We start from the raw sequence: 11649 nt of genomic DNA, 5'->3' as shown, positions 1-11649 counted from the left end.
TCGCCCAACTGGCCTGCGCGGTGATCTGCTACCGCCGAGCCGACAAGCTGAACCTGCTGACACACAACAACCCCAAATGAGATCCGGTCTAAGCCCGGAGGTCATCAACAGGAGCAGGCCGGAAGCCGTGTAGATGGCCCGGTCCTGCGGGTTCAGCGCGGACAGTGCGTCCGTGCCGCCGCCTAGCCGGCGCACCCAGCGCCCGAGGGCGGACAAGAGCGGTCTCCCGGTGGTGGATGGCGGCATGGCACGCAAGCCTAGGCCACCTCCGCCCGTGCGCGGCGAGCTGGCACTGCATGTCCAGGTGCCGGAACTGGCAGGAGGCGCCTTCTGGGCAACACGCCGTGCACGTTGTTCTGGAACGTCACAGGTCGCGACGGAAAGTCCCGGTTCAAACCGGCGCGAGCAGCTCGGGAACGGCTGCTCAAGGCCGGGGAAGCCGACTGATCGCCCGGATCAGGTCCACGAGGGCGTCGCCGTGTTCGTATAGCCGTTGTTCGGAGCCCTGGTGACGGATCTCGACGTAGGTGATCTCGCTGGCGGTGGGGCCTTGATCGTTGCCGTCGCCCACGGTCTCGGTGTGCCAGGTGAAGGTCACCGCGCCGGTATCGGGGTAGGGGATCTTGAACTCACGGCTGACGTGGATGCGCCGGTCGGTGAACGCGACCGGCTTCAGGTAGCCGATCAATTTCTCCTGGTCGGGTATCGCGTGTGCTTTCCGTATCGCCACTGCCTTTTTGCTGGGTGTGGCTGCGTCGACCTGGATGACGGACGGGTGGTTGAGGACGGCGCGTACCAGTTGGTCGAAGGGCGGCAGGACCATCGAGCCGGCCTTCTCCAGGTCCAGCACTGGCGGGAGTCGCCATTGGGCCGGCTTCGAGAGGTCGACCGTGCTGGAGCGGAAGTCTCGGGCGAGGATCGACACCCGTCCACCGGCGAACGCGGCCCCGGTGAGCGATACGTTCGCGCCGTCGAACACCGCGTCGTCGAAGGAGACCTCGACGCCTTCCGCGAACACCACGTCGCGGAAGGAGACGTCGCCGGCGAACTGCGCTGACCGGAACGACACCGTGCCACCGTCGAACACCGCGCCGTTGAAGTCGCCACCATCGAAGACCGCTGAGGTGAAGTCGAAGTCGTGCCCGTTCCAGCCGACCGCCGCCCTGGGCCGCAAGTGGTCCCGGATCAGCCGGATGACGGTGTGGCGCACCTGCCGTTCCTCCTGTGCCGCACGGTCGTCGTCGGACTCGTCGCCTCCCGGCGGCCGGTAGGGCAGCCGGAGGTACCCGCAGAACACGTCGATGCAGACCTGACGACGGATTGCCCAGTCGTCGGCCAGGTCGGCCATCGCGTACACGCCGGCGAGCCGCACCGCGGCCTTGTCGGAGCCCAGCTGCTCGGCGACGCGGGCGTAGCGCTCGTTGAACAGCCGGGCGTCCTCGCGCGCGTGGTCCGCCTCGCCGAGGCGCTGCTTGCGGTAGGCGATGACCAGCGCGGTGACCCCGCCGATGCCACCGGTGACCGTCAACGCGATGGTCAGGAGCCGGTAGCGGTTCTCGGCGTTGAAGTCGATCGGGACACTGGGACCCAGCGGGGGACGACCGAGGAGCCACCACCACATGGCCACCGCGGAGCCGACCGTGATGGCCAACCCGATCAGGACCGCCAGCGCGACGTGCAGGGGCAGCAACGGCATTCCCAACGGACGCGACGCGGGTGGGCGCCCCCTCCGGGCACCGCTCCTTTTGATCACGGGTTGAGACTACGCCCGGTCCCGCCCGGTCCCGCCCGGTTCCTTTCGGTCCTACCCGGCTCGGCCGACGCCTGCTGTCCGGGCTCGCGGGGCGTGGTCGGCCTCGGTGGGAACCTGGTGTGCCACGAGTTCCGGGCTGTGGGCGTGGTAGAGCGCGGCGCGGGTCACCAGGCCCCGGTCGGCTAGGCCGAACAGGTCAGTGTCGGCATAGCGGGCCACCGCCTCGCGCGGGTGCATCCGGGCCAGAAGTGAGGTGTGCGGGACGTCGTGCAGCACGTGGTCGGCCCTGGCCGAGCTCGAGCAGTTCGTCACCGGCCGGGGCTCTGGGGCGAGATCTCGCTACGTGGCGCCGTGCGAGGAGGTCGCGGTGCCAGCGTAGGACTGTATCCGTGCCTACCAGCAGCGGAAGTCGACGAAGCGCTTGCACCGGGAATCGGTGCAGCAGTGCCGCGAGGAATGCCCGGTCGCCGGGGAGCACCGCGGACGGGCGTCTCCGAGGTGACCTTCCAGTGATCTGTGCCGCAGCGCCAGGATTTCTGTGTCCTTGTCCCGGATGCTCGTGGGGAGCAGGCGCAGCATCGTGAAGGCGTTGGTCACGACCGGGTGGGCCAGTCGGAGCAGCACAGCCGGTCATCATGCCCTGCTGATCGATGCGACGGCAGATGGTAGCCGTGCCTATGGGCGCTCCGACGTCTTGGGCTTCGTACGCCCTCTAGCTGCGTGGATGACGTTGTCGGCAGGCACAGCCGCGAAAGCGGCTGCATCGACCACCGGCACCACCAATCACTCGAGAGTGATCACCAGCTTCACTCCTCGTGCACCCGCCACGCCAGCACACGATCCGGTGATGGATCTGCCCGAGGCGCTACTCCCCGTGTGTAAACCGCAGAAAGCGGGGTCGATCGAAGGAAGTGTCATCGAAAGTGAAGGTGCTCGGCATGTCGGGTCGGGCCCTGCTTGACAACGTCGGCCGGGTGTTCCCGATCGTACGATTGGGACGGTGGCGGCGGGATCCACCGAGGAGAGCAGGGATCCAGGATCGGAAGGCGGCCGAGACGGCGTTCGCGGCGATGGACGTCGATGAGGGGCGTAGGCCCGGATGACAACCTTTTGCCCGAATGACCGGCCTGCCTGGACCCCGCCGACGTGGCACCCGGTGCGGGCGGCCACGCGGGCGGGATCGCGTCACCGTCGCGAGGCGATGCGGGCGGCAGTCGTGCCGATACCGGAGGGACCGCTGAGGGCCGAGGTTCGCGGTGGTGTCGTCCAGTGCCGGGTGTACCGACCGGTCATCCGGTACCACTGGTTGTCGCCGGCCATCCAGTCCTTGAGGCTCTTGACGTACCGCAGCACACCGTCCCGCTCGACCGCGCTCAGCGCCTGCTCGGCGAAGAACGCGGGCAGTTGCGCGACGGTGTGCTCGAACTCGCCGATCCTCGCCCGGTAGAGGTCGTGGGCGAAGTCGACGGCGTGCTGCACGTCGCTGCCCAGGAAGTGCTGAAGCGCCAGCACCCCGTTGTTGACGTCGCGTTCGAGTTCGATCTCCTTGCGGTAGGAGTGGATGTCGTTGCGCAGCCCGACGCTGTCGGCGAACGCGTTGTTCAGCGCGGACATCGGACCGGACCGGAGGATTCCGGGGGAGAGGGCTTTGCCGAGCGTGTACGCGGCGAGGCCGGTGGACAGCTCGGTGCCGGCGGTGCGGCGGCGCTGGTCGAGGTACTCGATCGGGTCCACGACGTGGTTGCCGATGTTGTTGCCCAGCTCCCACAGGTTGGACCGGGCGAACTCCATCACGTGGTCCGGGAACCGGCTGCGGACGTCCGGGGGCATGTCCGGCGCGGTGCGCGCCCAGACATCGGCGAGGCCGCGTTCCACCTGGTTGGTCGGCGTCGGGGTGGTCGAGCCGGGCTCGGGCATGAACTCGCGGAGTCGTTCGACGAACACCTTGGCCCCGATCGGATCGCGGGTGTTCTTGTAGGCGGCGACGAAGTAGTCGTCCAGGGCGAGCAGGCAGACGTCCCAGAGGGCGACCCGGTGCAACTGCTCCCGGTCGGCGTCGGGATGGGTCAACGCCGCGAACAGCGGCCAGTCGTCGGAATCGAAGGTGTCTTCGCTCCACGTGCCGAAGCTGGACAGCATGCCCATCTCGCGCGCCCAATCCTTGGCGTGCCTGCGCGCCGAACCCACGTGCGGATTCGTCCGCGCGGGCCAGGGCACGCGCAGATCAGGCAGGACGAACAGGTATCCGGGCGTGTTCCCGCCCTCTCCGGAACGGCGGCCGTACCGGCCGAGACCTGACGACGAGAGGGCAGCGCGAGCCGGATCCATGGCTCACCTTGTTCCAGGCCTCTCCGCGACCGCAACCCCGGTCACCCCCATGACGGAACCAACACCCGTTCGCCCGCCGGAGGTGGCAGCCGCAGCCGGTTCGCGCGTGCTCCTGGCGTGTGGGTGCCAGAACGGCATCGTCGACCGGTGGGCGCCCGGCCCGGTTCGGATAGGTCCACTTCCTCGCGACCAGGCGTCGGTGCCATCGAAGGACGGGGAGTGGTCCGGCGCAGCACGGCGGCCTTGTGTCGTAGCACCAGCAGTTCGACGTCCTTGGCCGCGGAGGACCGGCCGAGGAGCACCAGCCGACCACCCAGCCGGACGAAGGTCAGGTACACCAGTCGTAGCGCCACGCCTCACGGTCATGCCCTGGAAGCCCAGTGGGCAGGATCACCGCAGCTCAGCGTCCCAGTGCAGGGTTCTGGCACCCCACAGGGTTTGGCGGCGCGGGCAGCGGCGTGCTGGGCGGTGGTGGCGCGGTGGCGGTGGGCCGGCGGGCCGGCGGCGGTGGCGCGGCGGACGGCCGGCCGCGGTAGTCGTGAAGCCGCCTAGGACAGGGCGCGGGCGAGTTCCCGGCGGCCGTTGATGCCCAGTTTGGTGTAGATCCGGCCGAGGTGGTTCTCGACCGTTTTCGGCGTCACGAACAGTTCCTGGGCGATCTCGCGGTTGGCGCGGCTGGTCACCGCCAAGGCCGCCACGCGGCGTTCGCTCGCCGTCAGGGCCTGCACGCCGGCGAACACCGGCCTGCGGGGACGGTCGCCCAGGGCTTCCAGGGCGGCCACGGCGCGGGTGCGCAGGGCGGTCGAGCCGCACTCGGTGGCCAGGTCGATGCCCCGGTGCAGCGGTTCGCGGGCCTCGCTGCGACGGCCGGCCACGCGCAGCGCCTCGCCGAGGTCGACCAGCGACCGCGCCAGGTGCAACCGGGCCGGCGAGGGTTCCAGGACCGCGACGGACTCGGCGAGCAGGTCGAGCCGGTCGTCGGGGTCGGCGTGGGCGAGGACCCGCAGCGCGGAACCGACCTCGGTCGGGGTGTTCCACTTCCGCGCCACGGCGACGAGGTCGTCGGCCAGGGCGTGCGCCTCGCGCCGGTCGCCGAGGAGCAGTGCCGCCCGCACCGCCGGGACCCGCCAGGAGATCGTCGGCGGGTCCACCCCCGCAGCGTCGAGCTGGTCGCGCTGCTCGAACGCCTCGGCGCGCGCCAGGTCCGGGTGGCCCCGCGCCAGCGCGACCCCGGCGCGCGGCTCGTGCAGCCAGATCGTGGGTATCACCGGGGGCACGTCGGAGTGTTCGGCGTCGAACCGCTCCAGCAGTGCCGCCGCCCCGTCCACGTCACCGCGTTCCAGGGCGCTGTAGGCTCCGAAGTGGGTCGCGGTGGCGCGCAAAGCGATCACCTGTGGAACGGGGTCCTCCTGTGCCACGGCGGCCAGCACGCCCTCCGCCTCCGCCTCCACGAAGGCGACGTTCCCGAGCTGCCAGTTCAGGAAGATCGCCGGGCTGCACACCATCGCGAACTCGACCGGTGAGCCGTGCCGGTGCACCCGCTGCTTGGCGTGGTCGACCTCCTGCCGGGCGTCCTCGAAGCCGTCGGCGGAGATCAACGCCACCAGCGCCACCACCCAGGCCACCATCGCGTCGATGCTGCCCGCGCAATCCTCGAAGCACGCGCCACCGGCCAGCGCCCGCCGGGCCGTGGCGGCGATCTCCTCGGCGGGCCACACCTCGTAACGACCGGTCTGGGCCAGCAGCCCGAGCAGGGTGCGCTCGTCCGGGGAAATGCCGGGCAGGTCGGCATGAGCGCGCAGGTGCGCCGAGGCCGCCTTGCGTTGTCCGGGCAGGAACGACCTGATCACCGCCAGCCGGGCCTCCAGGTGCAGCCGGCCCGACTCCCGCGCCCCGGCCGGACGGGCGGCGATCGCCCGGGTCAGCTCCTCGATCGCGGCCTGCGGGCCGTCCACGACCGCCGTGGCCGACGCGGCGGCGGCGACCAGCTCGGCGTCCGGCATCCCGGCCGCGGCCTCCCGCAGCTGGACGCGGGCCTCGCGCGTTGCCGGTGCGCAGCAGCGCCCGACCCCACTCGGCGCGCACCGCCGCGTCGTCCGGGCGTTCCCCGACCGCTCGCTCCAGGTAGGCGGCGGCGGTGGCGCCGTCCCCGGCAGCCAGCAGCGCCAGCGCTGCGTGGCGCAGCACGTCCACGGCGTCGGGCAGGGTGCCGCGCGGCGCGTGCATCAGGTGCGCGGCGACGCGGTCCGCCGGCGCCCTGGCCGCGCTGAGCTCGACGGCGGCGCGGGCGTGCAGCGCGGCCCGCGACATCGGACCGAGGTCGGCCAGGACCGCCTCGCGTACCTCGCCGCGGTAGCGGGAGATCGACCGTTCGACCAGTTGGCGGACGACACCTTACGGCATCGCGCTCTCCAGCGCGTCCCCGATGGCTTGCAGGCGGCCGAAACCGCGGCGCTTGGCCAGTTCTCGGCAGTCGCGCACGAGTTGGGTCTTGCCGATGCCGGCCGTCCCCTCGATGACGACGATCCGGCCCTCGCCCCGGGCGGCGCCGTCCAGCGCGGCGGCGATCCACCCGAGCTCGCGGTCCCGTTCGAGGGTGTGGTCCGCGAGGGTCATCCGACCAGCCGGCGCAGCCGGTCGGGATCGCGCAGCGGTCTGCCGTGCCCGAACAGGACCAGCTTGGGCCGCAGCTCGGCCAGTCGGCGCATCGACTCGCGGTTGCGCTCGCGGTCCCAGGTCAGCAGGTCCGGCGGCCCGGAGACCCTCGGCATCCGGAAGAACACGTCCCCGCAGATCAGGACGCCGTCGTGGTCGCGCCACAGGGCGATGTGGCCGGGGGAGTGGCCGGGCACGTCCAGCACGGTGAACCCGGCGACCTCATCTCCCTCGCGCAGGCCGCGCGTGACCGGGTGGGGGTCGGGCATCTTCATGCGCGCCAGCAGTTTCGGCAGCAGACCGGGCGCGGGGACCGGGGTGGCGGTCTCGATGGCCTCGATGTCGCGCCGACCGGCCCACAGCGGCAGGTCGAACTCGTCGCACAGGGCGTGGCTGGACCCGAAGTGGTCTGGGTGGGCGTGGGTGACGACGTGTGCGCTGATCCGCTGCCCTTGCAGTTGGCGGGAAATCCGGCGGCGCGCGGCGGGCGTCCCGGCGTCCACCAGCACGTCCTCGACCAGGTAAGCGTTGATCATGTGCGGAGGGCGGCCCAGCAGTTGGTGGACACCCGGTGCCAGCGGTCGCATCCGAAGATCGTAGCGGCCGGGCCTGCCGGACGCTTCCGCCGAATCGCGGGGGTCCCCCCACGTCGCGCGCGCCGCGACGTGAGGGGTCGTCCGTCATGCCCCGGGGGGTGGGCGCGGCGGGAAGGTCTTCCCAGCGCCGGCACATCGGGCCGGCGGACTTCCAGGGGGAAGAGATGAGGAAGGCGACCATGGTCGCGGTCGCGGCGATCACCCTCGGGGGAGCGGGCACGACGGGAGCCGACATCGTCATCCCGACGGTCGACGTCGACACCGCGAAGGTGGCGGCGCAGTCCCTGCACAGACCGCGCTGGGGGTGGGGCCACCGTGGGGGGCTCGTGCTCGTTGATCAAGCCGCCGAGGACGGGTTGTCGGCGTGCCGACGTGCGGCTCGGCTGGGGGATCGGTTGGTCCGGTCGTGGTGGCGTGAGCTGTCGGGCTTGGTGGGGTCGGCGGTGGTTGTAGTGGGAGACGTGGTCCAGCACTGCTTTCAGCGGCTTTCGTTGATGATGAGCAGTCGGTCGGTGGCTTCGCGTCTGGCGGTGCCGACGAACCGTTCAGTCGCAACGCCACGCTCCACGAGCATGCTCCGATGGTCGGTGATGCATGATCACCGCAGCCCGGTGCAGAGTATTGACACCCATAGGGCACCCTGGGGCCCGGCACGCGGTGCTCCGCGCTCGACTACGGGGTCGAGGTCGCCGTCAGCTGTGAACGGCTGTCTCCGAGGCGCTGCAACACGATGTCCGGATGTGGGTGGTGGCGGCCACCCACATCCGGTCCGGGGGTGGTCAGGCAGCGGCGGTGGTGCAGGCGGGTGCTGCGGCTGGGGCGGCCATCGCCGTGGTCGTCACGGGTGGGCCGGCGTTTGCCGGGCGGGTGCCGGAGCAGTAGTGGGACGACACCTCGCCGTCGGCGGAGTCGCCGAACGCGAACACCAGGTACGACTCGCCGACGTAGAGCGAGAGCCCGCACATCGACCCGGCGTAGTGGGTTGTCACGGTCACGGTCGTCGGCACGTCGCCCTTGTACTCCTGGTCGACCTGCACGGTGTACGCGCGCAGGTCGTCCCAGACGTAGTTGGGCTTGCCGCGCTCCAGGACGGTGGTCGCGGCCACGTAGCCGCTGAACACGTGATCGGCCCGTGCGTAGCGCTGTGGTTCGGTGTCATAGGGCAGACAACTGCACGCACTGGCGGTACCGGTGAGCACGGCGGCGGACAAGACGGCCGTCAGCACCACGGCACCGGTGGCGTGAGCGAGAAAACGCAAGCGCGCCAATGAAAGCTCCCCTGGTCGGGTGAACGGTGGCGGTGCTCTTCCAGCGTATCGGCCGACGCCCCGGCAGGCATTCGCCCAGTTGCCACTTCGCCGAGTCGGGTGCCGCACATCGGCGCCGCCACAACCCTGCGCCGCTCGAAAAGTCGTCGTCGCTGGTAGAGCGAGGGTCAGCGTGTCGACAGCATGCCCGGGTGATCGTGTCTCTGCTGATCGAGGTGACCCGGAAGTTGCTGTCCGTGCCGGCGGTAGGCGTCTACCGACTGACCCAGCGGCGCCGCCTGGTCAACGACGGGACCGAGCCGATCAGCCGCTACCTGATCCGCATCTCCGTCGACCGCCACCCCCGGCGACCCCGAACGATCCAACAAGCTCCACAGCGCCGACGCGCTCACCTGGGACGAGATCGACCTGCACGCCTGGCACGGCCCCGACCGCGCCGAGCCGATGACCCGGAGCGCCCGCCACGACCGCGACGCGTTCAAGGAAGTCTGGCTGCACTTCTCCGGCGACACCGGGCATTTCCCGCTCTACCCGGGAGAGTCGACCTGGATCGAATACGAGTACACCGTCCGCGAGGACCACTGGGGCAACTGGTTCCAACGCGCCGTGCGCCTGCCCACCACCACCCTGTCGGTGACCTTGGACTTCCCCGCCGAACTCGCCCCGGTGGTGTGGGGCTGCACACCTCGATGATCGCGGAGGCCATGCCCTTCCGCACCGCCATCACCCGCACCACCGCCGACGACCGCGTGCGATTCGCCTGGTCGTGCGAAGACCCGCCCCTACACGGCCGCTACCGCCTCGAATGGGACTTACGGGGCCGCACAACCACCGACTACGGCCAGCCGGCGCGGCCGAGTCAGACCATGACCGCGCTCGGCGTCGTCCAGGAGGATGCGGTTGGGGTAGGTCCACTTCCTCGCGACCAGGCGCCGGCGCCATCGCAGGATGGTTCCCGGTGTCACCAACCGGTGCTCCCGCAGCCGTCGGGGGAGTCGGCGAACCAGCGCGGCGAGTACAGCACGATCGGTCCAGTCCAACCGCGGGCGGGGGTTGGTCCGGCGCAGCACGGCGACCTCGTGCCGCAGTACCAGCAGTTCGGCGTCCTTGGCCGCGGAGGACCGGCTGAGCAGGACCAGCCAGTCGCCGAGTCGGACGAAGATCAGGTACAGCAGTCGTAACGCCACACCTCACGATCATGCCCTGGAGATCCAGCGTGCGCGATCGTCGCAGCTCAGCATCCCAGTGCAGAGTTCTGACACCCCGCAGGCCCAGCGCCTCCGGCAGGCTACAACTGGTGATCATCCAGTCAGCCTGGCCGGTACCTACATACAAGTCGGAAGCTCATCCGCACGTTGTGCGAAAGCTGGAGCGGCTGGGCTATTCCGAGGCATCGCCACGGCCCAAGAACTGCCCTTCGACGCGCTGACCGCATCGATGGGTGCCCCCGCCGATTCGGGGGCACCCCAGTTGCCGGTCAGGGACTGCGGGTCAGCACACCCACACGGCGTCGATGATGTTCTCGTAGGGAGTCGGGTTCCTGGCGTCGTAGGCCTGTGACGAGAACAGGTAGACCCAGTCGCTGTAGCCGTCCCAGTTGTAGAAGTCGCTCCACGTTCCGGTGGTCTGGTTGTTGATGAACGACGAGACCTTGTCGTACCAGTACCCTCCGCCCGGGTAGGCGTAGTCGCCGAGGTTGCGGAACGTGCAGATGGAGAAGCTGAGCTGGTAGCCGCTGTAGTTCCTGTCGGAGAACAGGCACAGGTACTCGTAGCTGCACGTGGCCTGGGCGCCGAATTCGGCCGGCACGGACACGATGACTCCCTTCTCCACCTCGACACCGGTCGGACTGATCTGGTGCGAGCCGGGGTAGAGGTCGAGGAGTTGGTCCACCTGTTGTTGTGTCACCTTGATGTTGCCTTCGGCGGCCGTGCCGCTCGTCACCGCTGTCGTCGACACGGCCGCGATCAGGCCGCAGACGACAAGCATCCGCGTGATGGCTCTGCGCATGGTCCTCTCCTTCTTCGGTGGCTTTCGTTCCCTTCCGGTGTCCGGCCGATGACCGCCTCCCTCCCCGCGGTCATCGGCCGGGCATGGCCTGTGTAGTGCTGTTTCGTTGTCCGGCATCGACGATCGGCCCTGCGGACAACGAAGGCCGGACATCCACCCGCCTGACCGACCGGTCCCGTCGAAGACCCGACCGACGAGCCGTTACGTGCCTTCCCGGGCGGCGCCCTGCGTTGGTTCACCAGCAGCAATAGGGAACCGGTCAGCCGCGCTGGCCGCAGGCCTGCTGGGCCACAGCCGGTGTGACCCCCGCCAGGGCTGTCACGGTGCTGCTGGGACGCCTGTATCGCGACGTGAGCTATTTGCCGGAACGTGCTGTCGGCGCCCCGCCCTGGATTCCTGGTATGGCCATTCGCGGGACCGACGCCCGGCCGTCGCGGGCCGCGTCAGCGTGTCCGCTGCTATCCGGGGCGCCGAGCCGGTGAAACGCTTGTAGAGCATGGGCCGCGGCGGGAAGTCCGCAGGCAGCGCCCGCCGTTCAACGCCGTTGTCGACCACATACAGATCGGGTCCACGATCACCCGGCGGCAGTGCTCCTCCCGCCGCCCGCCCCGACACGCTGGCCACGCCGGGTCGGGCAACAACGGGTCGATCAGCGCGCCCGCTGAGCGTTGGTGACATCGGTGGGATACCGACCCGTCTGTCGGGTGGGCTGATGCGAAGCGGCCAGACGGCAGCACTGGGTACCCGCGGTGCCACCACAATTAGGCACTCACCGCTTTGGGGCGCCGCATCCCCGACCACGACTGGCAGGTTGTCGAGGCCAAGCCGCAGCTGCCCCCTTGGCTGTAAGGTGGCCTGCGGATGAACTACTCCTACACTCATATCGACCTGCATGGCGCTTGCTTCCGCAGGGCAAACCTCAAGGATGCGGAATTTCAGTGCGCTACAGATCTTGAAAGGCTGGCATTACGGCGGTTCAGGCTCGAGGTCCAGCCCGGTATGGGTGAAGAAGGCGTCGATCAGCTCGGGCCGGTACTGG

General features: G+C 69.8%; 10 protein-coding genes and 1 pseudogene. 1 reads left to right on the top strand and 10 read right to left on the bottom strand.

The window, feature by feature from the left end:
* Nucleotides 1-424 precede the first annotated feature (424 nt).
* From AB0H12_RS44635 to AB0H12_RS44600, 8 genes and pseudogenes are all read right to left on the bottom strand, one after another.
* Nucleotides 425-1696, bottom strand: a complete 1272-nt coding sequence (locus tag AB0H12_RS44635) for a pentapeptide repeat-containing protein (RefSeq protein ID WP_499632705.1) — start codon at nt 1694-1696, stop codon at nt 425-427.
* 108 nt (nt 1697-1804) lie between these two features.
* Nucleotides 1805-2065, bottom strand: a complete 261-nt coding sequence (locus tag AB0H12_RS44630) for a hypothetical protein (protein ID WP_499632702.1) — start codon at nt 2063-2065, stop codon at nt 1805-1807.
* 873 nt (nt 2066-2938) lie between these two features.
* Nucleotides 2939-4081 (bottom strand): terpene synthase family protein, encoded by a 1143-nt coding sequence (locus tag AB0H12_RS44625; protein ID WP_499632699.1) that lies wholly within the window; start codon nt 4079-4081, stop codon nt 2939-2941.
* A 548-nt stretch (nt 4082-4629) separates the two neighbouring features.
* Nucleotides 4630-6084: a helix-turn-helix transcriptional regulator gene (locus AB0H12_RS44620; RefSeq protein ID WP_499632697.1), complete on the bottom strand. Its 1455-nt coding sequence runs from the start codon at nt 6082-6084 to the stop codon at nt 4630-4632.
* A 94-nt stretch (nt 6085-6178) separates the two neighbouring features.
* Nucleotides 6179-6307: pseudogene (locus tag AB0H12_RS44615) on the bottom strand (hypothetical protein); the annotation flags it as partial.
* A gap of 168 nt (nt 6308-6475) precedes the next feature.
* Nucleotides 6476-6697: an ATP-binding protein gene (locus tag AB0H12_RS44610; RefSeq protein WP_499632694.1), complete on the bottom strand. Its 222-nt coding sequence runs from the start codon at nt 6695-6697 to the stop codon at nt 6476-6478.
* On the bottom strand, nt 6694-7323 hold the full coding sequence (locus tag AB0H12_RS44605; protein WP_499632691.1) for an MBL fold metallo-hydrolase: 630 nt from the start codon (nt 7321-7323) through the stop codon (nt 6694-6696). Before AB0H12_RS44605 ends, AB0H12_RS44610 begins: the two co-directional genes overlap by 4 nt.
* Before the next feature lie 788 nt (nt 7324-8111).
* Nucleotides 8112-8591: a hypothetical protein gene (locus AB0H12_RS44600; protein WP_499632689.1), complete on the bottom strand. Its 480-nt coding sequence runs from the start codon at nt 8589-8591 to the stop codon at nt 8112-8114.
* A 453-nt stretch (nt 8592-9044) separates the two neighbouring features.
* Between AB0H12_RS44600 and AB0H12_RS44595 the strand changes: the two genes are divergently transcribed.
* Nucleotides 9045-9293, top strand: a complete 249-nt coding sequence (locus tag AB0H12_RS44595; protein WP_499632686.1) for a hypothetical protein — start codon at nt 9045-9047, stop codon at nt 9291-9293.
* A 119-nt stretch (nt 9294-9412) separates the two neighbouring features.
* On the opposite strand, the gene AB0H12_RS44590 is transcribed toward AB0H12_RS44595, so the two are convergent.
* A complete protein-coding gene (locus AB0H12_RS44590; protein WP_499632683.1) occupies nt 9413-9787 on the bottom strand; it encodes an integrase in 375 nt (124 codons plus the stop codon).
* 304 nt (nt 9788-10091) lie between these two features.
* Complete coding sequence (locus AB0H12_RS44585; protein ID WP_499632680.1) at nt 10092-10610, bottom strand: peptidase inhibitor family I36 protein; 519 nt, start codon at nt 10608-10610, stop codon at nt 10092-10094.
* Nucleotides 10611-11649 lie beyond the last annotated feature (1039 nt).

Origin of the sequence: Actinosynnema sp. NPDC023794, assembly GCF_040639675.1 — a bacterium.
Classification (GTDB): domain Bacteria; phylum Actinomycetota; class Actinomycetes; order Mycobacteriales; family Pseudonocardiaceae; genus Actinosynnema; species Actinosynnema luteola.
The sequence above is the reverse complement of the archived record's forward strand: the minus strand, read 5'-3'. Positions and strand labels throughout refer to the sequence as shown.